Source organism: Vreelandella xerophytica, assembly GCF_968048975.1.
Genome location: NZ_OZ309106.1, coordinates 431,565 through 457,562 on the forward strand (window position 1 = coordinate 431,565; position 25,998 = coordinate 457,562).

Sequence of the window (25,998 nt, forward strand, 5' to 3'; positions counted from 1 at the left end):
CCTTAAGAGCCCCAGCCGCCGCGGGCGGAAGAGCGTGAACCGAAACCGCTGCGCTGGGTGGCCTGGCGATTCTGCGTGGCCGAGGTACGCATGGTTTGCTGGCGCTGATTGACACGCTGGCTGGCCTGGTTGGTCGCCGCGTTCCAGTTGCCCTGGTTCTGCCGGTTGCGGTAGACGGGTTCCTGGTAAAGCCCCTGGCGGGTGGCGCCTCGGCTGGTGCGCGACATCATGTTGCCCACCATGTAACCCATCAAGGCGGGCATGAACCAGCTGCCGCCGCCACCGCCGGTGGCGGCCTGCGCCTGCTCCTCGGTCGGTGCCACGCAAGCGCCTTCGCCATGTTCGGCTTCGCAGGCCTCAATCGATTCAAAACGCGGCACTTCCTGCAAGGAGGCCTCGTAAGACTCTTCGCAGGCACTTTGGGTGTATACGTTCGCTGCGACGCACTCTTCCACGCTTTGAAAGCTTCGCGGGCTGTCGAAGCTGACGTCGGTCACCTCTTCAGGCTGGCCACAGCCGGTAAGGGTGAAAGCGCCAGCGCCCATCAACGCAAGCGACAGGCGCATGCTGCGTTTACGGTGGGGAAGGTGAGATGTTTGATCATGTTGGGTCATGGTGAGCTCCTTACCATATCATCGAGGCGGCGTTGAGCAGGCCAACCGCAATGCAGATACTGCCGACAAGAATACCGTAAGCCATGTGGCCTTCGCTGATATGGGTGGAAAGGCTTTCCCCCTGGTTCTGGAGCACGAGTTTCAGCCCGAAGAACGTTGCCAGCTGCACGCCGAAGGCGATCACGCCCCAGAGAATGAAATCGATAAAGCTGATCGAGTTGGCCATGGCGCTGTAAAGCGGCAGGGTGAAACCCAGAATGGAGCCGGCGTAGGCCGTGGAGGCTGCCGCATTTCCCTGGCGAATCAGCGACCACTCCTTGTGCGGGGTGATCCGGCTGTAGCAGTACATGAAGGCGACCAGCAGGATCAACGCGCCGATCAGATAGCCCAAGAAGTGGGGTAAGCCTTGCAGATAGTTCATGGTCGAATCTTCCTTGTCGATAGAGGGGCCAGGCCAGCCACTAGAGTAAAGGCTCGGCGGTCAAATAGCATCAATATCGATGGATGCCACGTCAACGCCCAGGTTCTCCACCAGCATGAAGCTGCCTTCCTCGTCGTTTTCAGCGCTCATCAGCACGTACTCCATGCGCTCGGAGTCTGCGATGGGACGCTCGTAGAGCATGGCATGATGGACGACCTGGCGGGTCATCACGCTCTCATGGGTCAGCACCTGCTCTTCGAACTGGACCGGCGGCGACCAGGCGCTCGTATCATCGCCCCACAGGCGCTCATACTGCCGCTCCCCCTGGCCCCCGGTCGACTCGAGCGTGAGGCGTCGGGCACCCAGCTGGCTGGCTTCTTTATCGTCAGGGTTCAAGAGTGCGTCGAACTCCACGTCGGATAAATGGCTTACCCGATAGAAATCGAAGAGCTTGTATTCGATAACGCGCTGGTTCTCCACGTTGGCTTGCAGCCAGGTATCGTTATCCAGGTAAAAACGCACCAGATGAGCGCCCTGGCCCAGTTCAACGTGGCCCACGGCCGCGATGAGGTAGTCGTTATCGCTTTCCCAGGTAAACAGCGTATCCGGGAAGGCGCCAAGTTCGTTCAAGTTCAGACGAACCCGGCCCTCCAGACGCAGACCTGCAAAATCATCCGATGACATGCCCAGCGGCAGGCCCACATTGAAGCCCGCCTGCGAAGGGGCAGCGTCAGGTGCGTTGTTGTCGTGTGATCCGCCCAAAAGCGCTTTTAGGGTTTTAAGCATTGAAGGCTCTCCTGGTCGGGGCCGGCGGGTCGTGCTGCCAGCCCCGAAAGCGCAACGGCGTTGCGCTGGGTTCGTGGCGCAAACGCGTTACGGCGTGTTCTTCCGGGCCTTGATACGGGCCAGAACGTCGTCGGCCTTGCGCTCGTTGGCGCCAATGCCCGCGGCTTTCAAGCGGGCGTCCAGCGACGATCCGCTTTCCTCGCCGGCGACCTGCTCGGCCGCTTTCATCTGGGCGGAGTTGAGCGCCTGGCGCTCGCGGATGCGCTCCAGCGACTCCATGGCACTGCCCATCGCGCTCTCCTGGCCCGAATGACGTGCGGCCACGGCGGACTGGGCGCGCTGCGCGGATTCGGTCGCCTTCACCACGCTGACCTGCTGTTTCAACTGGCGAAGCTGGTTGTCCGTGTTGCGAATGGCGCCGCGCAGGTTCTCGATGCTCGCGTCATACTCGCCCACGATGCGCTTTTCAGCCTCAAGGTCGTCCTGAAGCGCAACGATACGCTCGGCGACCTCGGTGGCCAGTTGCTCTTCGCCCTTGTCCAGGGCCGCAGCGGCGCTCTGTTCCAGCTCGCCGATCTTCTGCTCAAGAGTGGTCGCCTTGTCGCTATTGATCTGACGCTGACCCATCAGCCGGGTCAGCTCGGTCTTGGACGACTTGAGATGCTGCTCGGAATCGCGGATCTCCTGATCCAGAATACGCAGCGCCTGGGAGTCCACTACGGCTTGGCCGGTCTCGTGGGCTTTACCGCGAAACGCGGTCATGATCTTGCTCAACATATGGGGCTCCTCGCCGGGTGTACGCCTATTGAAAATAGCACTTGTTGGCAACAGCACTTATGAACATCAGTACTTATGAACAGCAGTACTTACGAACAAAAGCACTTATGAACAACAGGGCGTCTCAGGAAAAATGTTCGTGAATCAGCTCGGCCACTTCCATGGCGGCGCTGGCGGTGGCGTGAAGCTCTGCGCAGATGGACGCAAGCTTCGAGTCGCCGAAAAGCTGGCCGTAGGCGACGTAATAGTCGCGCCCGTCGATCATCACGATGCCGATGGAGGCCAGGGGCAGGGCGAGCCCCTGGCGCAGAAGCTCTTCATTAAGCGCGGTCTGGTTCGCCACGCTGTCGACCAGGGCGATGGGCGTCATCGCCACCCATTCATTGTCGCTTCTGGAAAGCGTCAGGGTCAGGTTGCCATAATCATGAAGCGCCCAGATCAGCGTCTGGTTTGCCTCATCGAGCTGAAGGTCGGCCCGCGGCCACGAGAGTTCGCTGTCTGAACGGGCGGTATCGTCGGTGATGCTTGCATAAAGCTCGGCCGCTGAGCGGGCGGGTGTATCGCCTGGAGTCGTCAAGAGCAAAGCTCCTTGTATGAAAAAACGCTATGAAGAACCTGAATAAAGGGTTAAACGTCAGATAAAAGGTTAAAAGCCAGAAAGAGAATAGTATCCGATAAAGGGCTCAGCCATGGAAACCGTCAGCGAGCTACGTATCGAGTCGCGCTGGTGGTGTGCTATCACTGTGTCATGCATAAGACCCGATACCCGGATGTGAGTTCGCCATTCAAGCCCGTTTTGAGGAATCTCCATGGTCGATGAAGTAAAAGACAACGCGCTTTGGCAAACGCCGCTGGCAACGTTTCGTGATGCCCTGGCCCACGAACCCATGCCCGGCTGTGGCGCGGCGGCAAGCGTGGTGGCCGATTTCGGCCTGGCGCTGATGCTCAAGGGATTGCACCTGGGCCAACAGCACACGCCTTCTTCGAAGCGCGCGGCGCTGATCGATCAGGCCGAGGCGTTGAAACGCTTGCTGGCCCCGTTGGCCGATGAAGACGTCGCCGCCTTCGAGACGATGATGGCGGCGCTGCAAAAGCCGCAAGCGACCGAACGCGAGAAAGACGCCCGGCGTGAGGCCCTGCACCAGGCGGCAGGCCGGGCAGTCGACGTGCCGCTGGAAACCGCACGCCTTTGCCGCCAGGCACTGGCGCTGGGTCTTGAGATAACGCCGGAGCTTGAGCCACAGTTCAGAAGTGATGCCACCGCCGGCGCGCATCTGCTGACGGCGGCGCTGCAGAGCGTTCTGCTCAACGTCGAGGCCAATTGCGAGGCACTGGGCAGCGACGAGGAGAAGCATCGCGCCCTCGAGGAAAAAGAAACGCTCGAGCAAGAAGCACAGGCGCTGCTCGACCGCTTCTAGCGCACACCTCATGTCCTTATCGGTGGGATAGCGGTCCTTGCCGACACGGCGCGGGCAGCGGACACTTCAGGGGCCGATTGCCTGGAGAGTGTCAATGACGCGCCATATTGCCCTGGTGGCTTATCTTGATTGCCAATTGCTGGATATCAGCGGCCCCTGGCAGGTCTTTGCCACTGCCAATGAACTCAGCGGCAGCCCTCTTTACCGCTTGACGCTGGCTGCGGATATGCCAGGGACCGTGATGACCAACGCCGGCCTGGCGGTGCATGCCCACATCGCCTTTGCCGATCTTCCCGAGCAGTTACCCATCGATACCCTGGTGGTGGCGGGCGGCAGCGGGGTGATGGTAAAACGTCGCGATCAGGCGCTTCTGGCGCTTTTGCGCGCGCTGGCACCCCAGGTGACGAGGTTGGGGGCGATCTGTACCGGGGCGTTCATGCTGGCCGCGGCGGGGCTGCTGGAGGGGGAGCACGTCACGACCCACTGGCGCCACGCCGCTAAGTTGGCCCAGGAGTACCCCGGCTTGAAGGTCGAGCCGGACGCACTCTATCTGGAAAGCGGCGGGCGCTACACCAGCGCCGGGGTAACCGCGGGCATCGATCTGGCGCTTGCGTTGGTGGAAGCCGACCATGGCGCGGCGCTTGCCGGTCAGGTCGCGCGAGAGCTTGTCATGTTTCTGCATCGTCCCGGCGGGCAGTCGCAGTTCAGCGAAATGCTGCGTGGCCAGCAGAGTATTGGGCCGTTACGACGTCTGCTCGACGATCTTCACGCCGACCCCGGCGGGCCGCACTCTCTGGAGAGCATGGCCGCGCGCATGGCGGTGTCGCCACGCCATCTGACGCGGCTGTTCAAACGCTACCTGAACACCTCGCCGCACACCTACCTTACCCGGCTACGTTTGGAGCAGGCGCGGCTGGGGCTTTTACAAAATGATCATCGCCTGTCGCTGGAGCGCTTGGCGACGCGCTGGCGCCTGGGCGGCGCCGAGCAGCTGCGCCGCCAGTTTCAGCGCTACTACGGCGTGTCGCCGTCGGTGTATCGCCAACGCTTTCACTCATCGGCCGATCCGGTCTTCGATTAAACAAGGAGGCCGCGTGCCGCTATCGGTGTGGTTACTTTCGCTTTGTCAGGCGCTGCTGGTCAGCGGCAATATTCTGCTCATCGCCGTCTCGCCCTTGATTGGCGCGTCTCTTTCACCGAGCGCCGCCTGGGCCACCGCGCCGGTGGCAAGCCAGTGGCTGGGGCTGATGTGTGCGACCATTCCCGCCTCGCTCCTCATGGGCCGGCTTGGCCGCAAGAGCGGCTTCGTGCTGGGGAATCTGATCGGGCTTGCCGGAGTGGTGGTGGCGACCCAGGCGCTGATTCATCAGCGTTTTACGCTGTTTCTGCTGGCCACCTGGCTGATCGGGATCGGCATCGGCTTTGGCCAGCTTTATCGCTTCGCGGCGATCGAGGCCGCCCCGGCCCACCGGCGCGACCGGGCGATTGGCCTGGTGATGGGCGGGGGCGTGCTGGCGGCGTTTTTCGGCCCCTGGCTTGCCAGAATCAGCCGGGAGCTTGGCGAGGTCGCGTTTCTGGGCAGCTTCGTTGGACTGGGAGCGCTTTACGTCATCGCCCTGCTGGTACTTTGCGTCACGCGCCTGCCGCCGGTGGAGAAGAGCCACGCCGAAGGGACGCCGCGCCCATTGGGAGCGCTTTTGCGCCAGCCGCTGTTCGTTCTGGCCGTGGGCTCGGCGATGGTGGGCTACGCCGTGATGAACATTTCCATGACCGCCACGCCTATCGCCATGGCCGGCGCCGGTTACTCCTTCGACCATGTCGCTGCTACCATTCAATGGCACGTCGTGGCGATGTTTGCGCCGTCGTTCTTTACCGGCCACCTCACCACGCGTTTCGGCCCCCGCGCCGTGATCGTGACCGGAGGCCTGCTACTGGCAGCAAGCGCCTTGGCCGCCCAGCAGGGGCTTGGGTTCGGGCACTTCAATTTGGCGTTGGTTCTGCTGGGCCTTGGCTGGAATTTTACCTTCCTGCCCGCCACCGGGCTCATCACCCAGACCTACCGCCCGGCCGAGAAAGCGCGGGTTCAGGCCGCCAACGAGTTTCTGGTATTCGGGGTCGTGGCGCTTTCGGCACTGGCGGCGGGGCCGCTGGTAAGCGTGCTGGGCTGGGGGCTACTCAACGCGCTGCTCGCGCCGCTTTCGCTGATCCCTCTGGCGCTGCTTTGGTGGCAACGCCGGGCGAGTGCATCCATTACGCGGTAGGGTCAGGCACCGTAGCGTCCGGGGCGGACTCGTCGGCGGCGAGACACCATGCTTCTTGCAATGAAAGGGCGACGCGCTGCCCCTGCTCAATGGCGTGCGGGTGATAGGCCAAAAGCGTTTCGCCGCTGGCCAGGCGCAGATGCAGCTCGAAACGCTCGCCGCGAAAGGTCTGGTGCTCAACGCGAGCGGTGAGATTTTGATGCGTCGGTGCCTGGGGCTGTATGTGAACGTGCTCCGGGCGCACCAGCACCGGTTGAATGCGCTCGGCATCACTCGCGTTCAAGCCTCGGGCAAGCTCGGCTGTTGACAGGCGCTGGCCCGGTCGGCCCGTGGCCACTCTCAACTGGCTGCCCTGGCCGATGAAGCTTGCCACCCACTGGCTTCGCGGCTCGCGATAAAGCGTTTCCGGGGTCGCCCATTGAACGAGCTTTCCGCCGCGCATCACCGCAATGCGATCCGCCAGCGCCATCGCTTCGCTCTGATCGTGCGTCACGTACACCATGGTGGCCCGGGTGCGGCGATGAAATTCGGCAAAGCTTTGTTCCATGGCGGCGCGCAGGTGACGATCCAGGTTCGCCAACGGCTCGTCGAGCAGGACCACCGCCGGGTCGGCAACCAGGCAGCGGGCGAGCGCCACACGCTGGCGCTGGCCGCCGGAAAGATCCTGGGGCGTGCGCCCGGCGAGTGCTTCGAGCGATACCAGCGCCAGCGCCTGCTCGACGCGCTGACGGTACTCATCACCGCGCACCTTCTTGAGCTTCAAGGGGTAGCCGACGTTGTCTGCCACGCTCATGTGTGGCCACAGCGCGTAGGACTGAAACACCATCGCCATGTGGCGCTGCTCTGGCGGCACGTGGTGGGTGGGGCTTGCCAGAAGCGCCTCGTTCAGGCGGATCTCGCCCTGGGTGACCTGCTCGAAGCCCGCCAGCATGCGCAGCATGGTGGTCTTGCCGCAGCCGCTTGGCCCCAGTAGTGCCACGAATTCCCCGGGCTCGACGGTGAGCGAGAGCGCATCCACGGCGGCGTGATTGTCGAAATGCTTGCTGACCGCATCGATGCTCAGCTTTGCCACGGTACGACTCCTTTAGGCAGGCGCGGGGCGAGCAGGCACAGCGACAGCATCAGCGTGGCGACCATCACGACCACCAGTACCGATACCGCCGAGGCCAGCACGCTTTCACCGCCTTCATCCAGATTGAAAATCAACACGCCCAGGGTCTCGTTGCCCGCGCTCCACAAAAGCGCCGACACCGTCAGCTCGTTGACCGCCAGCAAGAATACCAGAAGCCCGCCGGCAAACAGCGCCGGCGCGATCAGCGGCAGGATGATCGTGCCCAGGCGCTGCCAGACCCCGGCGCCGGCCAGCTGCGCCGCCTCTTCGAGCGACGGGTCGAGCTGGGCCAGGCTTGCCGCTACCGGCTTCAAGCACACCACCAGAAACCGCGCCAGATAAGCGACGAAAATGAGCCCGAGGGTGCCGTAAAGCGCCACGTTCACCAGCGGAAGCGGGCGCACGAACAGCAGGATACAGGCCACGGCGAGTACCACGCCGGGCAGGGCGTAGGGTAACTCCACCGCGCTCAGCGTCAGGTTCTGAAGCCTTGGCGACAGACGCTGTAACCGGTAGGCCAGCGGCAGGCTCACGGCCATCAATACAAGCGCCGCGCCGCTTGCCAGCCAAAGACTATTGCGGGCCGCCCGCCAGGTTGCGCCCTGGCGGCTCAGAATATCCACGTAGGCGCCGAGGGTCGCTGTGTCGGCGTTGAGCGCCACACCCATGGCAGGTACCAGCGAGCTGATGATGAGCGCGACCAGCGGGGCGACGAGAATCACCAGCAACACGATGATGAGCAGCGCCGTGACACCCGCGCGGTAGCGCCCCAGCGAGAAGTCGTGGGCGCGGCCGCTGTGGCCGGTCAGCCCGAAGCGGCTGCGGCCCAGCAAGCGCTGCTGAAGCGCCACGCTTGCCAGCGCCAGCACGCCGATCAAAAGCGACAGCCCCGCCATTTCGGACAGCACACCGGTGCCGAAACTCGCCATGCGCTGGTAAATCAGCGTGGGAAGAACGTAGTAGCCTGCGGGAATTCCCAGCATGGCGGGGATGCCGAAGTTGCCAAGGCTTGCGATGAATGCCATGGCCGCCCCCGCTACCCACCCGCTGCGCGTGACCGGCAGCACGATATGGCCCCACACCTGAGACTGGCGCGCGCCGCTGATACGCGCGGCTTCCACCAGCTCGCGAGGCAGCGACAAGAGCGAGGTGCGTAGCGCCAGAAACACCAGTGGCGCGCTTTGAATGCCCAGCAACAGCGCTATGCCCTCGGCGGAGTAGAGCGGCTGGGGGCTGCCAAGCGAAGGCGCCAGGCCCAGGCTTTTAAGCAAAGGGCTGGCCGGGCCAAACAGCTGCAACCAGGCAAGCGCGGTGACCTGGGGCGGAATCATCATGGGCAGCATGAAGCAGAACACCAGCGCCGCCTTGCCGCGAATATCGGTGAGCGTGATCACAAACGCAAACAAGCCGCCAAGCGTGAGCGCAATGAGCATGCCAAGCCCGGAGGTGTACACGCTGTGCCAAAGCGCGCGCCAGGTACTGGCACTGCTCAACACGCGCCAAAGCGGCGCCTCGGCCCCCTGGGTGATATCGCCCAGCGCCTCGACGAGCAGCCGCACACTCGGCGCCAGGCTCAGCAGCACCACGGCCACCATTAAAAACGTCAGCAGCCAGCGTGGCTGGCTGCTGACGCGGGATTCGAAAGCCAACATCAGCCGCCGAACAACTCGCTAAAGCGCTGCTTCAGGGCCTCTTCCTGCTCGAGGGTCTGACTGATATCCACCGGCATCAGCTCGATGGAATCGCGCGCTGGAAAGCCTTCAGGCGGGTCGATACCTTCACGGGCGGGCAGATAACCCTGACGGCTGACCAGCGCCTGGCCCTCTTGCGAAAGCACGAAATCGACGAACTTCCGGGCGGCGTCGACGTTCTCGGCACCTGCCATGATCGCCACGGGCTCGGTTACGGCGCTGACGCCCTCCTCGGGGAACACGAACTCGACCGGCGAGCCCTTGGCAGCTTCGCGGATGGGTAGAAAATCCACCACGATACCGTAGGCCTTGGTGCCCGCGGCCACCGCGTTGAACACGCCGCCGTTGCCGCCTTGCGCCTCGGCGCGGTTATCGCGAAGCGCTTCATAATACGCCTCGCCCAGGTCGGGGTGTTCCGTCACCGCCGCCATATGAATCAGCGCCGCCCCGGAGTAGAGCGGGCTTGGCATGGTCACCAGCCCCGCGTACTCGGGCTGGAGTAGATCCTGAAAGCTGGTCGGCTGCTCATCGGCGCCGGTGTTGTAGACGATACCGGTGGTGATCAACTTGGTGGCGTAGTAGTAGCCTTCCGGGTCGAAAAGCTCGACATCAAAAGCTTCGCGCTCGGGGCTTTCGTAGGGCTGAAGATGGCCTTCCTGCTTGAGCGATTCCATGGTCATGCTATCGGCAATCAACAGCACGTCCGGGTTGCTCACCCCGGCGGCAAGCTCCGAACGAAGCCTCGTCATCAAACGCGTGGTGCCGTCGCGCACCCATTGAACCTCGATGTCCGGGTAGACCTCCATGAAGGCATCGACGGTTTGCTGGGCGTCGCTGTTGGGCTGGCTGGTGTAGAGGGTCAGCGTGTCGTTGGCGACTGCCAGCGGACCCAGGGCAACCCCGGAAAAAGCCGCGGCAACACAGAAAGAGCGCTTGAGCATGGGAATCTCCAATGAGTGAACTTCAGCGATTTTATGCGTTTTTGCTTACAGCTGCGTGACAAGAAACAGCGACGTGGTCAGAAGAAGGCGGGGCGTCTTTATAGCGTCATCGCTTGCCCGTAACGGCTTTCTCTATCCTATAGCGCTTGAGCCGACGCATTAACCAGGACTGGGTGACCCCCAGGCTTTCAGCCGCCTTGCGGGTGCTCCCCTGATTATCGAGAGCTTGTGTTATGACGTTGCGCTCGATGGCTTCCATACGCTCAGGTAGCGTCTTGTAACGCGTCCCGTCGATGTCATGCTCCAGGGCGACGGATGGGGCCGGGCGAGCTATCACGTTGAGGTCGATGTCCGCCGCGCTGATCGACTCATTACTACAAAAGACGCTGGCTCTTTCGAGCAGGTTTTCCAGTTCTCGAACGTTGCCTGGCCAGTCATGACGGGCCAGGACGCGTAATGCGTCGTGCTCTAGTCGTAGTGTCCGTTTGTGCCTTGCGCTGATTGCGCCTAGCAGATGTCGGGCAAGGGGCAGAATGTCTTCACGCCGCTCTCTCAGGGCGGGGACGTGAATGGGGACGATGTTAAGACGGTAGAAAAGGTCCGCGCGAAACTCGCTGGCCGCCACGCGCTTCTCAAGATCCGTGTTTGTGGCCGCCACGATACGAACATCCGCCTGAGTCGGTTTGCCGCCCAATGGATGGTAGGTCTTTTCCTGAAGAAGCTGCAAGAGCTTGGGTTGAAGCGCCAGGGGGAGTTCGCCTATTTCGTCCAGAAACAGCGTGCCGCCCTGGGCCAGCGCTACATGGCCGACACGGCCGTCTCGATTGGCGCCGGTAAAGGCGCCGCGGACGTGGCCAAAAAGCTCCGCCTCTAGCAACGTTTCGGGAATGGCGGCGCAGTTGACATGAATCAGCGGCTTGTCATGACGCGCGCTGTGCTGGTGCAGCCGATTGACCAGGAAGCTTTTTCCCACGCCCGTCTCGCCGGTGAACAGCACCGTCGCCTCGCTGCCTGCCGCCCGCTCGACAAACTCCAGGCAGCGCCTGTACACAGGGCTGCTGCTGATCGGGTCCTTTTTATCCTCGTGCATTACCTGTTCATGTCGAATGCGTTTTAACTGGTGCATGACATGATCCAGCAAGGCCTGGGTAGTGTCCGGTGAGCGAGAGGCGAGCACCTCCTCATCCAGGTTGCGTGTTTGAACCACCACCGCGTTGGGCGCTTGTGAACTGGAAGTGTCGCCTAGTGTGAAAAGCCGGCCATTGACCAGAAAGTCCTTGCCGCGATAGCGGTGAACCACGCTGACCGAGCGGCGCTCCTCGATCACGAACCGTGTCACGGAGGGCGAGAAGACGCCTTGCTCTTCGAGCTCATAGACGGTACTGGCGTAAAGGCGTTCCTCCGTGCAGTCGAGCTGGGAAAGACTGGCCCGGTTCACCCACAGGGGGCGGCCATCAAGATCGGAAATGAAGATGCCGTCTTCCAGGGCGTTCAGAATGGAGAGTAATTCGTGGTGCATGAGCGAGCCTGAAGGGAGCATCGCGGTTCCGGGCATAGAAGTAGGTCGACTATCTTCCGCCCGGTACGCGATGCTGTAAAGTGGGGCTGCCGGCTTAAAGACCGAGCTTGCTGAACAGATACCCCCAGAGTGCCAGCGAAATGGCAACAAATACTGCCATGACGATCCATACCTGACGGTATTCGCGGATCAGTCTGGCCGGGCCGTTATCGCGCGAAAGAAAGTCACGAATCGTGTTGTCAGACATGCGCTTGCGGCGCAGATCGTCGAACGTGTCCAATTCATAGGAGCTGGGACGGGTGGCGAGCCCTACACCGATCAGGGCGACTGTACCGAGCACGATGGCAACCATCAGATTATCGATGCTGCCCGGCAGCGAAAGGATCTCCTGGCGCTGAAGCTCGCCCACGACGATAAAGCTGATCGAGCCGACCAGCATGCAGGCAAGTGCCGCGTTTGCGCTCATGCGCCGCCACTGGAGCGAGGCCACGATGGTGGGGAGCCAGGCCACGGCAAAGATGGCGCCGGCATAGATGGAAATCCAGTAGATACCTGCCGGTCGGGCAATCGCCACCGAACAGACGATCAGCGCGACCACCGCTTGAGAAATGCGTCCCAGCATTACCCCTTTACGCTCGTCGACTTCTTTATCGAAGAGTTTCTCGTAAAGATCCCGAGCGAGGGCAAAGCCGGTCAGAACGAACAGGGTGGAAGCGGTGGACATGATCGAGGCCATCAAGCCCGCCAGACCCACGCCGGCAAGCGTTGGGTTGGTATGTTCCATGAAGCCCACGATCATGGCGCGGTCAGCCGGCTCGATACCCGGCTCCAGCACCTGCATGGCGCCGGCGGCGAGAAATACCATGAGCTGCATCGCGGGGGCGAAAAACACCCCGATGACCGCCACTTTCAGAATCACGAAGTCATTCTTGGCCGGGAATACCCGTGACACCAACGCCGGCGTGCAGGCAAAAAAGAGAATCCAGATAAGGAACTGGGAAATTGACCAGCCAAGCGGGCGATCCTGGGCACCGCCCACCGTCCAGAAGCCCGGCAGGGTCTCGCCAAGACCTTTCATGGCGTCAAAGCCGGCATCACCGATCAGCATCGGGGCAATGACGAAGGCGATGGCAAGCATCGTAAAAAACATCATGGTGTCGGTATAAACGACGCCGTACATGCCGGATAGACTACAAAACACCAGTAGCGCCAGCGTGAACGCGATGATGATGACCGGGAAGGGGATATCGATAATTTCGGCCAGCACGATTCCCGCGCCGATGAGCTGGATAATGCCGTAGCCGAGTAGCCCTATCACCATCAAGATCAGCGCCACGACGCTGACCCACTTGTTATTGAAGCGATAATCGAAGAAATCCATCATCGTGCGACAGCCCATTGCCTTGAGCTTGCGACCGATATAAACCACGGCGATCAACGTACCGATCCAGGCCCCAAAGGAGCCCAGTGCTCCGATCACCAGCGGGCCCTCGCTGTAGGAAATGCCGGATATGCCCATCAGCGTCACGGCGCTTAAATAGGTGGCGGCAAGGGTCCCCACGATCAAGAGCGTTGAGCCTTGTTCGCCCATTACGTAGAAATCGTCTTTGTTCTTGATCAGGCGTGCCAGGGAGGCCGCCACAATGACATACGCGGCTAATACGCCGAAGAATATCCACAGTGTCATGGTTATTGCGCTCTCGATGTTGTTGAAATGGCTTAACGACCGTCCTTGTCGGAAGGCGCCGGGCTTTGAGTCTGTTCCTGCTTCAAGCGCCGGATCGTCGGGCGATATTCTCGAAGGAGAATGAAACCGACAACGACCACCGACAGGACCGTGGTCAGAAAGGCGTTGGCAAACAGCAGTAGAACGTGCGGGTTGATATTCATAAGCGTCTCTTGTCGTTGTAAAAAGGGAGTAAGCGGTCAGTCGGCCTGCCCACACCATTTGACCACCGCCAAGGCGGTGATCTCTGCCACGTTGAAGATGTCCTCGAGGCGGATATGCTCGTTGGGAAAGTGAGCCAGCCGGGTGATGCCGGGGCCAAATACCAGCGCGGGAATGCCGTACTGCGTCATCAGCCCGCCATCGGTGCCCCAGGGCGATGCCTGCAGTTTGGGAGCCGTGCTGTGCACCTGGGTAAAGGCATCGCTCAGGATACTCACCAAGGGATTGTCGAGATCGATGCCGCCCGGCTGCCAGCACGCCCCGAAAAACTCGACGGCCACCGGGTGGTCGCGAAACCAGTCGTCCTGGTCGGCAAGCGCTGCCATGGCCGCTTTCAACGCACTTTCGGCCGTTTCCACGGTCTCGCCGGGCCCTACGCCGATACGTCCTTCGATCGTGATATCGTCGGGAACGCTTGACGGCCAGTCGCCCCCTTCGATGCGGCCCAGGTTGATGGGCAAAGGGATAGGTACGCCCTGGTAAAGTTCGTCATCCAAGGCCGCATTGCGTTCTTTTTCGAGCTCTTGAACGGCCTGGATGACCGGTACCGCTTTCTCTAGTGCACTCACGCCTTCGTAGCGGGTGCCGCCGTGGGCCTTGATGCCTTCGACAATCAGACGAAACCAGCGCGACCCCTGCTGGCGGGGAAAGATCTTCTGCTCGGTGGGCTCCGGAATCAGCGCCGCATCGGCACGGTAGCCACGTACAAGCGCCGCCAGGGTGCCGGCACCGCCAGCCTCCTCTTCGACCACGCTTTGCAGGATGACGTCACCCTGTAAGCGGATGCCCAGTTCTTTAAGCGTGGCGACCGCGATATAGGACGACAGATTGCCGCCTTTCATGTCGGTGGTGCCACGACCATACAGACACCCGTCGACGATTTCGCCGGAATAGGGTGGCTGGTCCCATTGATTATGGTCACCCTCGGGCACGACATCCACATGCCCATTTAAAATGATGGAGCGCCCACCGCCCTTGCCTTTCCAGGTGCCTACCACGTTCGGGCTGCCTGTGAAGTCTTGACGGGGGCTATGGAATAACGGGTTGTCCTTGAGTGCCTCGATATCGATGTCCCACATATCGGTCTCTAGCCCCATCGCCAGGTAAAGGTCACGAATCCTTTCCTGGTAGCCAGCTTCCTGGCCGGAGAGGGTGGCGTCTTGGACCCACCCCTGGAGCAGCGCGGTGTACTCATCACGACGTGCCTGGATGGCCGAGCGAATGGCGTCTTGAAGCGATGTTTCGTGAGTATGGCTCATAAGCTTGTTTCCTCTGTTCCTGACGCTTTGCGCTGGGTTGTAGTGCTTTCAAGCAGCGAATGCGGCAGAGCGATTCGATATAGACTCGTTCGAGTCGATATGGAATCAGCTGGGCTGAGGTATTGTTTCATCGGGCCTCTTGCCACGGCTTGACGTTGCAACGCTTCAGCGCTGCGCCCACTGGATCACGGCATCGCTCAATATCTGTGCGCCAAGCGTGCAGTGCTCGGGTGAAGTGTACTCGGCTTCGTTGTGGCTGATGCCGTCACGGCTGGGAACGAAAAGCATGGCGGTAGGGGTCACATGCGATAAGTTGACGGCGTCGTGGCCAGCGCCACTCATCATGCAAGGTGCCTCGATACCACGTTCTTTCGCGGCGGCGCTGAGGGTGTCGATCAAGCCTTGATCGAACGGTGTCACCGGAGAGTGCCATACGGGCGTAATGCTGACCTGGGCGTTTTCGTTCGCTGCGGCGTCTTGTGCCAACTGAGCAACGAAAGCGTCAAGGGCGCTCAACCGCTCTTCATCCACATGACGCACGTCAAGCTGCAGGTTGACCGCGCCTGGGACGACGTTACGAGAAGGGTCGGCGACGCGAAAATCGCCAATGGTAAACCGGCCCTCGTCATCCTTGCCTATTTCCTCGCGCATTGCTTGGATAAACGAGGTGGCAGCCAGCAGCGGGTCGCTACGATAGGGCATGGGCGTCGGCCCTGCGTGTACCGCTTCGCCTTCAAAACGTACGTCGTACCAGCGGATGCCTTGTACGCCGGTCACGATACCCAGAGGTCTTTGTGTCTCCTCAAGCACGGGCCCTTGTTCGATATGCAGTTCAAAGTAGGCATCCAGCTTGGGCAGGCCCAGCGGTGCATCCCCGCGCTGCCGGGACGAGGCCAGCGCTTCGCCAACGCTTATTCCCTCGCTATCCTTGGCACTCAGGAACGCTTCCCTGGCGAGTCGCCCGGTCCATACACCGCTGCCCGCCATGGCCGGTGAAAAACGACTCCCTTCCTCGTTGGTCCACACCACCAGGGTCAAGGGCCGCAACGTCGTCACGTTGCGCTCGTGTAGCGTCCGCAGCACTTCAAGCCCGGCAAGCACGCCCAGTACACCATCGAAACGTCCACCCAACGGCTGGGTGTCCAGGTGGCTGCCGATGGCAACAGGCGCCAGGGTTTCGTCTTCCCCCGAGCGATGTATGAAGATATTGCCCGCTTCGTCCAACTGCCAGGTGCAGCCCAGCGCTTCGACCCAGTCCAGCAGCAGGCGCCGACCTGCAACATCCTGGTCGGTAAGGGTAAGCCGTCGACTGCCGCCTTTTGGCGTGGGGCCAATCTCGGCCATGTCCATCAGCGATGACCAGAGCCGTTCGCCGTTGATATCCGGTAAGGTACTGCTCGAGAAAGTCGTATTCATGTCACCTGCCAATATTATTGTCGAATCGGCTTAAACCTAGGCAGGATTCGTTCCTTTAATAGACTATTGCAAATAAATTCAATAGTTTGAGATATCAGAAAAGTAGGCATCAGGCGATCGAGAAGCGTCTTGAGTTGATGTTGACTCACTTTTACTTGGTGTAGGATGGCACGGCAGCGTTCATCGCGTGGCTATCTCACCAAGTTCTCGGCAGTGCGGGGGTTGTACGGTAGTGGTGAAGCTTGTCTGATATAGAACAGGAAGCTGTTATGCTGAAACAAGGTTTTCTTTGGCGCATGCTTGGCGCCGGATTTTAACAATTACTGAAGGAGTGCTCTCATGTCACGCCGACCGTTACTGGCCCGTGCGGCCGTTCTGTTTGCGCTGTTATCGCCGCTGGCCGCGGCCGATACCCTGGTCTTTACCGCCATTCCCGATGAAGATGAAACGCGCCTTCAACAGCGCTTTCAGGCGGTGGCCGACTATCTCGCCGAGGAGCTGGAGGTCGAGGTACGCTTCATTCCCGTGACCTCTTATGCTGCCTCGGTCACCGCGTTTCGCAACAATCAGGTGCAGCTGGCCTGGTTCGGCGGGTTTACCGGTGTGCAGGCGCGCCAGCTGGTGCCCGGCTCCCAGGCCATCGCTCAGGGCATCGAAGACCCGGAATACAAGAGCTACTTCATTGCCAATCACGCCACCGGTATCGAGCCGGTCGAGTCTGATACCGCGCCCGAGGCGCTCAAGGGGCTCACCTTTACCTTCGGGTCGCAAAGCTCCACCTCCGGGCGGCTTCTGCCGGAATATTTCCTGACCCGGGATCTTGGCGCCTCGCCGGATGAGCTTTTCGAGCGGGTCGGCTTCAGCGGCAACCACAGCCGCACGGTATCGCTGGTGCAGTCCGGCGCCTACCAGGCGGGGGTGTTGAGCTACACCGCCTGGGAGAACGAGGTCGAACAGGGCAATGTCGATCCCGAGCGTGTGCAGGTCATCTGGGAGTCCCCCACTTATCCGGATTACCACTGGACCGTGCGTGGCGATGTCGATGAGCGCTTTGGTGAAGGCTTTACCGAACGCCTGCAGCAGGCGCTGATCGGGATGGATGACCCGGAACTTCTGGCAAGCTTCCCGCGTTCGGGGTTCATTCCCGCGACCAACGAGGACTTCGAGCCGGTTTACGACGTTGCCGTCTCGCTGGGCCTGCTCGAGCAGTGACGCACTTTGCACTGACCGATGTCGAGGCGCATTACGGCACCACGCGCGTGCTGGGGCCGCTGTCGCTCCGTGTCGGCCCGGGTGAGCGGGTGGCGCTGGTGGGCAAGAGCGGGGCGGGGAAGTCGACGCTTCTCTCGCTGATGTACGAGCGCTGGCAGTCGCGCCACGTGGCGTTGATGCCTCAGGCGCTGGGGCTCGTCGATACGTTGTCGGTGTTTCACAACGTCTACATGGGCCGCCTCGACCGCCACCCCTGGTGGCGCAATCTGGCCACCCTCGCCAGGCCCTGGCGGCGCGATATCGATGAGATCGTCGCGCTGCTCGATGACGTAGGCATCGGTGAAAAGCGCTGGACCCCTTGTGGCGAGCTCTCCGGCGGCCAGCGCCAGCGCGTGGCGGTGGCCCGGGTGCTCTATCAGCAGGGCGAGATACTGCTGGCCGACGAGCCGGTCTCGGCACTCGATGGCCCTCAGGCGAGCTCGGTGATGGCGCAGTTGACCGACCACTACGCCATGGCGGTGCTGGCGATGCACGATCTGGAGCTGGCGCTGCGCTTTTGCACGCGCATTGTCGGGCTTCAGGGCGGCACGGTGGTCCTCGATGCCCCGAGCAATACGCTCAACGCCGCCGCCCTTCAGGATCTCTATTGATGCCGTTGCGTGCCACGACCCGCGTCACGCTGGGGCTTGTGCTGCTTGCGCTGGTGTGTCTTGCGCTGGGCGATTTCGCGATCAGCGCCCACGACCCCTGGCGGGCCATCGGCCAGCTGGTACTGGGGCTTTTGCAGCCGGATTTCAGCAGCGTCGATTCGCTCGGTGAGGCGCTCTTGCGCACCGTGGCCTTTGCCTTTGTCGGGGTGGGCCTTGGTGCTCTCGTCGGGATGGGGTTTGCGCTCTGCTTTCACCGCTGGTGGGTGCGCACCTTCAGCGCCTTCATTCGCGCCATCCACGAGCTGTTCTGGGCGCTGATCTTCCTGCAAAGCTTTGGCCTGCACCCGGTGACCGGCGTGCTCGCCATCGCCATTCCCTACGCGGGCATCTTCGCCAAGGTGTATGCCGAAATACTCGACGAGACCGACCCGCTGCCCCTTGACGTGCTACCCCGGCGTGCCGGGCGGCTTTCCCGGCTTGTGTACGCGCGCATCAGCCAGGCCTGGCCGCATCTTGTGAGCTACACGGCGTACCGGCTGGAGTGCGGGCTGCGCTCGAGCGCGGTGCTGGGCTTTGTCGGCATGCCGACCATCGGCTACCACCTGATGGCTGCCTTCGCCCAGGGGCACTACTCGACGGTCGGGGCGCTGTTGCTGCTGTTCTATCTGTTGATCGGCACGCTGCGCTGGTGGGTAAGGCCCAGACTCTTGCCGGTTTATCTACTGGTATCGCCGTTTCTGCTGGGCACGGGGCTGCCCATCATGTGGGCGAACGTGACACGGTTTTTCACCGAAGACATCGTGCCCGCGCCGCTCAGACGGGGCGAAGGGCTCCCCGCACTCTGGGAGTGGTTCGCCCAGCTCTTCATGAATCAGGCGCTGCCCGGCATCTGGAATACGCTCTTGCTGACCCAGATTGCCCTGGTGGCCACCGGGGCGCTGGCGCTTTTGCTGTTTCCCCTCATCTCGCGTCACTTCACCGGGCGCGTGAGCGGTGTGGCGGGGCACGTGCTGTTGGTCATCATGCGCTCCACGCCGGAATACATGCTGGCGTTTATTCTGCTGCAGCTCTGGGGGCCTTCCATGTTGCCCGCGGTGGTGGCGTTGGCGCTGCATAACGGCGGTATCATCGCGCATTTGATCGGTCGGCGAAGCAACGAGATCACGCTGCGCCAGGATGCTCCGCGCGGAATAGACCGCTACGCCTTCGAGATGGTACCGCGTCTCTACGGACCCTTTCTGGCGCTCTTGTTCTACCGCTGGGAGATCATCATGCGGGAAACGGCGATCCTGGGCATTCTGGGGATCGCCACCCTCGGTTTTTACGTGGACAGCGCCATTCAGGAAATTCGCTTCGATCGCGCCATGGTACTGATCTTGATCACGGCATTGATCAACATCGGGGGCGATGTGCTGGCGCGGCGTCTGCGCGGCTATCTACGCCTGCGCCATACCCCCAATCGCCAGCAGTGCTGAGCTCGTCTGGCGGCTATCTCAAGGAGTGGCATGCAAGAACACACGGAGTTGCTGGCCCTGGCAGGGCAGTTCTTTGGTCTGATCGCCCTGGTGATGTGCGTATTGGCGTTCGCCAATAAAGACGACGACAAGCTGATGGTACTGCTCATCTCGGCCAACGTGGCCTTCATGCTGCAGTTTGCCTTGCTGGGCAGCTGGACGGCAGCGGCGCTGACGGCCATGGTGATCGTGCGCATTGCGCTGGCCCGGCGCTATCCCGGCAGTATCGGCGTCATGGTCGGAGTGCTTGGCGCAGGTGCGACGGCGGCGGCGCTGACCTGGCAAAGCTACGTGGATCTTTTCGCGGTCGTGGCGATGTTTCTGGGTACGCTTGGCATGTTCATGCTGAAAGGCATCATGCTGCGCGTCTTCCTGGGGCTGGCGGCATTTTTCTGGATGATGAACAACCTCTTGATCGGCTCGATTGGCGGGACGCTGGCCGAGGCGCTGGTGGTGATCACCAATTTCATTACCATTGCACGCCTTGTCAAGGCCAGGCGCCGCTACCCGGAGGCGTTCGACAAGGCCGATCAACACCGCTGAGTCGGGCCGCTCTTGATGAAGGTAGCGGTAGCCGCGCTGCTGACCTCTCGATGATTTGACATTGTTTCTGACCTGGGCACAAATAGGCCTACTATCGTTGGAGGGTATGTCGTGCAGGTCAACCGAGAAGAAAATACCGCGGGCTATGAGGCGTTGGATGTGGCGACCTTGGGGCAGCGTCTAGGCAGTATCCAGGAGGTGGTTCGCCGCATTGGCGAGACCCCGGCCCGCTGGGAGGTTCGTGAGGTCGGCGATGGTAACCTCAACCTCGTGTTTATCGTGACAGGCGAGAAGGGCAGCGTGGTGGTCAAACAGGCGCTGCCTTATGTGCGCATGGTGGGTGAAAGCTGGCCGCTGCCGCTTTATCGCGCGCACTTCGAGTACTACGCGCTGGTGCGTCAGGCCCAGCGCGCCCCTGGCATCGCGCCCGAGGTGTTTTACTTCGACAAGGCCCAGGCCCTGATCGTGATGGAGTACCTGCACCCGCATGTCATCCTGCGGCGCAAGCTGATCAAGGGGGAGCGGGTGGCTCGACTGGGTGAAACCCTGGGTCAGTTCTGCGCGCGCACGGCGTTTCGCGGCTCGGAGCTTTCTCTGCCAAGCGCGGAAAAAAAGCAGGACGTCGGGCTTTTCTCGGGCAACGTGGCGATTCCCGCGATCACTGAATCGCTGGTATTCACCGACCCCTATTTCAATGCCGAGATGAACCACCACACGCCGGCGCTTACACCGGTGGTGGAACGGCTGCGCGGCAACGTGGCATTGAAGGCCCGTGCCCAGCGCATGCTCTTGAAGTTCACCGCCGACACCGAAACCATGCTGCACGGCGACCTGCATTCGGGCTCGATCATGGCCACCGATACCGAGGTGCGAGTCATCGACCCGGAGTTTTCCCAGTACGGCCCCATGGCGTTTGACCTAGGCATGGCCGTGGCCAACTTCCTGATGGCCTATTTCAGCCAGCCCGCCCACCGCTCTGACGATGAACTGGCCGCGTATCAAGCGTGGATTATTGAGGTGATCAAGGCGTGCTTTACAAGCTTTGACGCCGAATTTCGCCACCTGTGGCAAACCGAGCGTACCGGCATTCTGTTCCCGAAAGCGCTGTTCGAAGACCAGGGCCACGAAAGCGAGACGGCCTGTGACGCGCTGCTCGCGGAAATTCGCGAGGACGCGCTGGCGTTTTGTGGCATCGAGATGCACCGTCGGGTGTTGTCGCTGGCCCACAACGCGGACTTCGAAGAGATCGACGACACCACGCTTCGGGCAAGGCTTGAAGCGCGCAACCTGCTGATGGGCGAGGAGTTGGTGATAAATCCGGCAGCCTACTGCGAGCTCGACGCCCTGATCGCGCTAGCCAAGGCGTTCAACCAGAAGAGAGTGTCGTAAACGACTACCCCGTAGCGCGGCGTAAGCGTCAACGCACCCGCGAAGCACCGCGAAAGCGATGCCAAAACGGCCACGGACATGTGATGAAACACTCAGGCACCCGGGCGGCTATCGCCACGGGTGCCTGATACCTTAAAGCTGATCAATCCGATCAAAGCGGCCCGCGATACCACTCTCGGTCCAGTGGGGTACCCAGCCTTCCACGTTGTCGAAAAAGCGCAGCAAGATTTCGCCGACGATGGTCGGGCTGGGCATTACCGTGGCCGCTGTGCACGAGTTCGGTTCGCGCACGGCGGCTATTCGAGGCAGTAATGAGCGGGCTTCACGCTACACGGACGGAGCTTTTAAACTCCTTGCTGTACCTCTCCAACACAACGAATCGTTGGATTCAGCGATGGGCGTCTACATTGTCACAGATGGACTTCCCAATGTCCGGTTTTGTCCGAGCCGATTCTCGTTAATCTGCCCGCTGTTTGCAGTTTGGCGATGGCGCGGGCAATGGTGCGAATATCCTTGCCGATCTGTTCGGCAAGCTGCTGGCGGGTGAGTTGGTTGTTGGCGTGCAACAAGCGCAAAATGGCCTCAGAAGTTTTCAGCCCTTCAATATTTGCAGGGGCGTTTACAAGGGCGTTTGCAGGGGCGTTTTGCGTTAGAGTTTGCGAAATAACCGACAGCATGAAGCGGATAAAAGGCGTGCTATCAGCCTGATGGTCAGCCTCTTCCAGCGCCTGGTAATACTGCTGCTGGTAGTCTTTGATCACGCTTTCCAGCGGCAAGGACAAAAATAAAGGGTGCCACTGCGACAGAATCAAGGTTTGCCACAAGCGTCCCATGCGCCCGTTACCATCGCTAAAAGGATGAATGAACTCGAATTCATAATGAAATACGCTGCTGGTGATCAGCGGATGATCCTTGGCCTGCTGTAACCACTGGGCTAAGTCCGCCATCAGCCCTGACACCTGATGGGCAGGAGGCGCCACATGGTGTACCTCCTTGCCTTTTTGGATACCTACCGCCCTGTCACGAAAATGTCCTGCGTTAGTCAGAATCTCCGACATCATCAAACCATGGGCTGTCAGCAGATGCTCCAGGTTGCCTGGACGCCAGGTGGGTAGGGCATCATAGGCAGCGATGGCGCCTTTTACTTCAGCCAGCTCGCGCATGCTGCCCAGTACCGGCTTACCCTCGATCACCGCCGTGATCTGCTCTTCAGTGAGGGTATTGCCTTCAATCGCCAGGGTGCCCGCCAGGGTTTTAATACGGTTTTGCTTGCGTAACTGCGGCGACGCGTTGAGCGCACTGGCATCCAGCCGACCGACCTGCTGACTGATGTCCGCTACCAGATTCAGGATCTCGCTTGTGATGGTAAAAGGCGGTTGGTGGCTCATATCAGGCTGTTGCCTCGGCACTCGACTTTGAAAAGCTTGGCAGCAGAGCGCGTGTTGCTAGTTTTCTCTTTGAATAGGCCGCTGGTATCAAAGAGCTTTCATCGCCAATTATAAGGGGATGGTGTTAGCTAGCCTTGAACTGGCAGTCCGTCTGTTTACAGCTGATCAATCCGATCAAAGCGGCCCGCGATATCGTTCTCGGTCCAGTGGGGCACCCAGCCTTCCACGTTGTCGAAGAAACGCAGCGCGCTGAATTCAGGCGCGGGCCCCATATCGAACCAGTGGGGGGTATTGGCGGGCACGCTGATCAGGTCGCCCTGGGTGCACAGCACCTGATACACCTTGTCCTCGATATGCAGACAGAAAAGCCCCTGGCCCTTCACGAAAAAGCGCACTTCGTCCTCAAGGTGGCGGTGCTCGTTGAGGAACTTCTGGCGCATGGCGTCCTTTTCAGGATGCGTGGGCACCATGTGCAGCACGTCCACTGTCTGGTAGCCGCCCTTGGCTTTCAGGCGCTCGATGTCATCCTGGTAGAGCGCCAGAATATCGTCCTGGGTGGCGTCATCGGCAATCACGCCAGGCGTGGCCCAGCGCTCGAACAGCACGCCCACGCGGTTGAGCTCGGTCTTGATCTGCTCGCCATCGGTGGTGTCGGTCAAGGCGATGTTCGGGTTCTGGTCGGCAAATACTTTGAGTTGTGACATTGGCTCTCCTCGGTTGAAGCGTTGTCCTTAAAGGTCGATCTCGTCGAAGCTTGCCACGCTCGCGTGCTCGGTGCCCGCCTGGGTGCCTTCGCGTACCAGCTGCAGCGTCTGCATGCCCGCAAGCCTTGCGGCGTCCAGCTCCTCCACTACATCGGATAGAAACAGGATGGATTCGGCGGGCAGGTCAAGCTCCACTACTATATGGCGGTAGGCGCTGGCCTCGCGCTTGTGGCCGATATGGGTGTCGAAGTAGCCGCTCAGCAGTGGCGTCAGGTCGCCCTCGACACTGTGACCAAACAGCAGCTTCTGAGCCTGCACGGAGCCCGAGGAGTAGACGTAGAGCTTTTTGCCTGCCTCCGTCCACTGGCGAAGGCGCGGCGCCACATCCTCGTAAAGGTGGCCCTGAAACGCGCCGCGCTGGTAGCCATCCGCCCACATCATGCCCTGCAGCGCCTTGAGCGAGGTCTTTTTCTGGTCGGTTTCGATCCAGTACATAAGCGTCTCGATCACCTTATCAATAGCGGCGTCGGAATCACCCAGCTCGCGGCGCACTGCGTCTATCTGCTCGGCAACGTCCGGCTGGGCCGAGTGGGTATTCACATACTCGGGGAGTTGATCATGGGCGTAGGGAAACAGCACCTCGTGCACGAAGCGGATATCGGTGGTGGTGCCTTCGATATCGGTCACGACGGCGCGGATGCTCGTGTTATCAAGACGGGAACTGTTCATCATTTGGACCACCGATTCTCTTCAAGAACACAGGCAAGTAAAAACTCGATTGCCTCCAGATGGCGGCGGCACTCGGCGATGGTGGCGCCCACAGCATAAATGCCGTGACCGGCCACCAGAAAGCCCCAGGGCATGGGCCAGGCGTCGCGCACGTGGGCGGCCAGCACGTCCATATCCTGTGAGTTGGGCATCACCGGCAGACAAACCGTGGCGTCGTGGGTGGTGTTGCCCTGCAGGGCTTTCTGCATCTCGAAGCCGTTCAGCGCTATGCCGTCTTGGAAGCGGCGCGAGAGTACGGTGCTGGCCACGGTGTGGGTATGCAGCACGCAGCCGATCTCTTCGTCCAGCCGGTAGAGCGCGGCGTGAAGATCACTTTCCGCACTCGGCTTGCCGCTGCCTTCGAGCACCTGGCCGTCAAGGTCGCACAGCAGCAGGTCATCGGCCTGAATACGAGTCTTGTCGCGGCCGGATGCCGTGACGAGGTAACCCTCCGGCACCCGGGCAGAGAAATTGCCGCCGGTCGCGGGCGTCCAGCCCTTTGCTGCCGCCCAGGCAATGGCCGCCAGTAATTCGTCTTGTAGAGTCATCGTTTGCTCGGCTTCGCCTGTGTTCGAGTGGCTTTCATTCTATATGATATGCTCCGCGCTTGATAAGCCGCACGCCCGGCGCGCCCCAAGGAGCTTTCGATGCCCATACTTGAATCCCGCAGTTTGCGACTTGACGCCGACTCGCTTGAGTACCTGGACCAGACGCGCCTGCCCCAGACCGAACAGTGGGAGCGCTGCGAATCCCCCGAGGCCTGGCAGTTGGCGGTCAGGCGCCTGGCGATTCGCGGCGCGCCGCTGATTGGCCTGAGCGCGGCGTTCGTGCTGGCGCAGTACGCTGCGCGCCACCCGGGGCAGGAAGATGCATGGCAGTTGGTCAGTGATCGCCTGCGTGCCACGCGGCCCACGGCGGTCAATCTGATGTACTGCCTGGATGCGCTCGAGGCCTGCTTTGACCAAGGCCCGGCGGCGCTGGCTCGGCGCGCCGCAGCGCTGTTCGAGGAGGATCGCGAGCTGTGTCAGCGCATGGCCGAGCGCGGTGCGGACCTGCTGGTAGAGGGTGAGCGAGTGCTTACCCACTGCAATACCGGAGCACTTGCCACGGCCGGCGTGGGCACGGCCATTGGCGCGCTGGCAGTGGCCAAGCGGCGCGGCGTGACGCTGCATGTCTACGTGAACGAGACCCGCCCGCTGCTGCAGGGCGGCCGGCTGACCGCCTGGGAAATGGCCGACCTGAATATCCCCTACCAACTGATTGCCGACAGCATGGCGGCAAGCCTGATGGCTGCGGGCAAGGTGGATAAAGTAATGGTCGGTGCCGACCGCATCTGCGCCAACGGCGACTTTGCCAATAAAGTGGGTACTTACATGCTGGCGGTGGTTGCCAATTATCACCGGGTGCCGTTTTACGTGGTGGCCCCCTACACCACGGTCGACCCGGCCTGCGCCACCGGTGACGACATCCCCATCGAGCAGCGTGACGCGGCGGAAATACGTGGCGCCACCGGCGCCTTTGGCGATATCGTCTGGGCGCCGGAAAACGCCCCGGTGTGGAACCCGTCGTTCGACGTCACGCCGGCGGAGCTTGTGACCGGTTGGGTGCTGGATACCGGCGTGTTCGACGCCGCCGCCATTGCCCGGGGCGAGCATTGTCGTTAAAGAC

At 61.3% G+C, this 25,998-nt stretch carries 27 protein-coding genes; 9 read left to right on the forward strand and 18 right to left on the reverse strand.

Annotation, left to right across the window (positions count from 1 at the left end; genetic code table 11):
• Nucleotides 1–2: 2 nt before the first annotated feature.
• The 5 genes from ACWF8S_RS02060 to ACWF8S_RS02080 all read right to left on the reverse strand — a co-directional run bounded on the left by ACWF8S_RS02060 (nt 3) and on the right by ACWF8S_RS02080 (nt 3,175).
• Entirely contained in the window at nt 3–614 is a 612-nt protein-coding gene (locus ACWF8S_RS02060) for a DUF1190 domain-containing protein (RefSeq protein WP_447555157.1), read from the reverse strand.
• Nucleotides 615–624: 10 nt separating this feature from the next.
• Complete coding sequence (locus ACWF8S_RS02065) at nt 625–1,035, reverse strand: DUF350 domain-containing protein (RefSeq protein ID WP_447555158.1); 411 nt, start codon at nt 1,033–1,035, stop codon at nt 625–627.
• A gap of 60 nt (nt 1,036–1,095) precedes the next feature.
• Nucleotides 1,096–1,821 carry a DUF2491 family protein gene (locus ACWF8S_RS02070; RefSeq protein WP_447555159.1) on the reverse strand — a complete coding sequence of 242 codons (726 nt, stop codon included), beginning with the start codon at nt 1,819–1,821 and terminating at the stop codon, nt 1,096–1,098.
• Between the two features lie 87 nt (nt 1,822–1,908).
• Entirely contained in the window at nt 1,909–2,598 is a 690-nt protein-coding gene (locus ACWF8S_RS02075) for a PspA/IM30 family protein (RefSeq protein WP_447555160.1), read from the reverse strand.
• 124 nt (nt 2,599–2,722) lie between these two features.
• Nucleotides 2,723–3,175 carry a DUF2170 family protein gene (locus ACWF8S_RS02080; RefSeq protein WP_447555161.1) on the reverse strand — a complete coding sequence of 151 codons (453 nt, stop codon included), beginning with the start codon at nt 3,173–3,175 and terminating at the stop codon, nt 2,723–2,725.
• A 232-nt stretch (nt 3,176–3,407) separates the two neighbouring features.
• Here ACWF8S_RS02080 and ACWF8S_RS02085 point away from each other — a divergent pair, with 232 nt between their 5' ends.
• The 3 genes from ACWF8S_RS02085 (at nt 3,408) to ACWF8S_RS02095 (ending at nt 6,277) form a co-directional block, all read left to right on the forward strand.
• Nucleotides 3,408–4,016, forward strand: a complete 609-nt coding sequence (locus tag ACWF8S_RS02085) for a cyclodeaminase/cyclohydrolase family protein (RefSeq protein ID WP_447555162.1) — start codon at nt 3,408–3,410, stop codon at nt 4,014–4,016.
• Between the two features lie 94 nt (nt 4,017–4,110).
• Entirely contained in the window at nt 4,111–5,097 is a 987-nt protein-coding gene (locus ACWF8S_RS02090) for a GlxA family transcriptional regulator (RefSeq protein WP_447555163.1), read from the forward strand.
• Nucleotides 5,098–5,110: 13 nt separating this feature from the next.
• The gene (locus ACWF8S_RS02095; protein ID WP_447555164.1) at nt 5,111–6,277 is read left to right on the forward strand and encodes an MFS transporter; all 1,167 of its coding nucleotides are present in this window, start codon (nt 5,111–5,113) and stop codon (nt 6,275–6,277) included.
• On the opposite strand, the gene ACWF8S_RS02100 is transcribed toward ACWF8S_RS02095, so the two are convergent.
• The 8 genes from ACWF8S_RS02100 to ACWF8S_RS02135 form a co-directional block, all read right to left on the reverse strand.
• Entirely contained in the window at nt 6,267–7,349 is a 1,083-nt protein-coding gene (locus ACWF8S_RS02100; RefSeq protein WP_447555165.1) for an ABC transporter ATP-binding protein, read from the reverse strand. The two genes, ACWF8S_RS02095 and ACWF8S_RS02100, sit on opposite strands and share 11 nt — an antisense overlap.
• Nucleotides 7,337–9,040 carry an ABC transporter permease gene (locus tag ACWF8S_RS02105; protein ID WP_447555166.1) on the reverse strand — a complete coding sequence of 568 codons (1,704 nt, stop codon included), beginning with the start codon at nt 9,038–9,040 and terminating at the stop codon, nt 7,337–7,339. Before ACWF8S_RS02105 ends, ACWF8S_RS02100 begins: the two co-directional genes overlap by 13 nt.
• On the reverse strand, nt 9,040–10,020 hold the full coding sequence (locus tag ACWF8S_RS02110; protein ID WP_447555167.1) for an ABC transporter substrate-binding protein: 981 nt from the start codon (nt 10,018–10,020) through the stop codon (nt 9,040–9,042). Before ACWF8S_RS02110 ends, ACWF8S_RS02105 begins: the two co-directional genes overlap by 1 nt.
• 106 nt (nt 10,021–10,126) lie before the next feature.
• Nucleotides 10,127–11,539 (reverse strand): sigma-54 interaction domain-containing protein, encoded by a 1,413-nt coding sequence (locus tag ACWF8S_RS02115; RefSeq protein ID WP_447555168.1) that lies wholly within the window; start codon nt 11,537–11,539, stop codon nt 10,127–10,129.
• Between the two features lie 94 nt (nt 11,540–11,633).
• Nucleotides 11,634–13,226: a sodium:solute symporter family protein gene (locus tag ACWF8S_RS02120; RefSeq protein ID WP_447555169.1), complete on the reverse strand. Its 1,593-nt coding sequence runs from the start codon at nt 13,224–13,226 to the stop codon at nt 11,634–11,636.
• Nucleotides 13,227–13,258: 32 nt separating this feature from the next.
• Nucleotides 13,259–13,429, reverse strand: a complete 171-nt coding sequence (locus tag ACWF8S_RS02125) for a hypothetical protein (RefSeq protein ID WP_447555170.1) — start codon at nt 13,427–13,429, stop codon at nt 13,259–13,261.
• Nucleotides 13,430–13,465: 36 nt separating this feature from the next.
• Nucleotides 13,466–14,746 carry a peptidase gene (locus ACWF8S_RS02130; protein WP_447555171.1) on the reverse strand — a complete coding sequence of 427 codons (1,281 nt, stop codon included), beginning with the start codon at nt 14,744–14,746 and terminating at the stop codon, nt 13,466–13,468.
• A gap of 165 nt (nt 14,747–14,911) precedes the next feature.
• Entirely contained in the window at nt 14,912–16,162 is a 1,251-nt protein-coding gene (locus ACWF8S_RS02135) for a M20 family metallo-hydrolase (RefSeq protein WP_447555172.1), read from the reverse strand.
• 339 nt (nt 16,163–16,501) lie between these two features.
• Between ACWF8S_RS02135 and ACWF8S_RS02140 the strand changes: the two genes are divergently transcribed.
• From ACWF8S_RS02140 to mtnK, 5 genes are all read left to right on the forward strand, one after another.
• Nucleotides 16,502–17,374, forward strand: coding sequence for a putative selenate ABC transporter substrate-binding protein (locus ACWF8S_RS02140; RefSeq protein ID WP_447555173.1), 873 nt, complete (start codon nt 16,502–16,504; stop codon nt 17,372–17,374).
• Complete coding sequence (locus ACWF8S_RS02145) at nt 17,371–18,024, forward strand: phosphonate ABC transporter ATP-binding protein (RefSeq protein ID WP_447555174.1); 654 nt, start codon at nt 17,371–17,373, stop codon at nt 18,022–18,024. The genes ACWF8S_RS02140 and ACWF8S_RS02145 overlap by 4 nt, the downstream gene beginning before the upstream one ends.
• Nucleotides 18,024–19,499 carry a PhnE/PtxC family ABC transporter permease gene (locus tag ACWF8S_RS02150; RefSeq protein ID WP_447555175.1) on the forward strand — a complete coding sequence of 492 codons (1,476 nt, stop codon included), beginning with the start codon at nt 18,024–18,026 and terminating at the stop codon, nt 19,497–19,499. Before ACWF8S_RS02145 ends, ACWF8S_RS02150 begins: the two co-directional genes overlap by 1 nt.
• Nucleotides 19,500–19,529: 30 nt before the next feature.
• Entirely contained in the window at nt 19,530–20,081 is a 552-nt protein-coding gene (locus ACWF8S_RS02155) for a YgjV family protein (protein ID WP_447555176.1), read from the forward strand.
• 111 nt (nt 20,082–20,192) lie between these two features.
• Complete coding sequence (gene mtnK, locus ACWF8S_RS02160) at nt 20,193–21,470, forward strand: S-methyl-5-thioribose kinase (protein ID WP_447555177.1); 1,278 nt, start codon at nt 20,193–20,195, stop codon at nt 21,468–21,470.
• A 132-nt stretch (nt 21,471–21,602) separates the two neighbouring features.
• On the opposite strand, the gene ACWF8S_RS02165 is transcribed toward mtnK, so the two are convergent.
• From ACWF8S_RS02165 to ACWF8S_RS02185, 5 genes are all read right to left on the reverse strand, one after another.
• Nucleotides 21,603–21,761: a hypothetical protein gene (locus ACWF8S_RS02165; RefSeq protein ID WP_447555178.1), complete on the reverse strand. Its 159-nt coding sequence runs from the start codon at nt 21,759–21,761 to the stop codon at nt 21,603–21,605.
• Nucleotides 21,762–21,880: 119 nt separating this feature from the next.
• Nucleotides 21,881–22,858: a Fic family protein gene (locus tag ACWF8S_RS02170; RefSeq protein ID WP_447555179.1), complete on the reverse strand. Its 978-nt coding sequence runs from the start codon at nt 22,856–22,858 to the stop codon at nt 21,881–21,883.
• 155 nt (nt 22,859–23,013) lie between these two features.
• The gene (locus ACWF8S_RS02175) at nt 23,014–23,562 is read right to left on the reverse strand and encodes a 1,2-dihydroxy-3-keto-5-methylthiopentene dioxygenase (RefSeq protein WP_447555180.1); all 549 of its coding nucleotides are present in this window, start codon (nt 23,560–23,562) and stop codon (nt 23,014–23,016) included.
• Nucleotides 23,563–23,589: 27 nt separating this feature from the next.
• Nucleotides 23,590–24,294: an acireductone synthase gene (gene mtnC / locus ACWF8S_RS02180; RefSeq protein ID WP_447555181.1), complete on the reverse strand. Its 705-nt coding sequence runs from the start codon at nt 24,292–24,294 to the stop codon at nt 23,590–23,592.
• The gene (locus tag ACWF8S_RS02185; RefSeq protein ID WP_447555182.1) at nt 24,291–24,878 is read right to left on the reverse strand and encodes a methylthioribulose 1-phosphate dehydratase; all 588 of its coding nucleotides are present in this window, start codon (nt 24,876–24,878) and stop codon (nt 24,291–24,293) included. Before ACWF8S_RS02185 ends, mtnC begins: the two co-directional genes overlap by 4 nt.
• A 99-nt stretch (nt 24,879–24,977) precedes the next feature.
• Between ACWF8S_RS02185 and mtnA the strand changes: the two genes are divergently transcribed.
• Entirely contained in the window at nt 24,978–25,994 is a 1,017-nt protein-coding gene (mtnA, locus tag ACWF8S_RS02190; protein WP_447555183.1) for an S-methyl-5-thioribose-1-phosphate isomerase, read from the forward strand.
• Nucleotides 25,995–25,998: the final 4 nt, after the last annotated feature.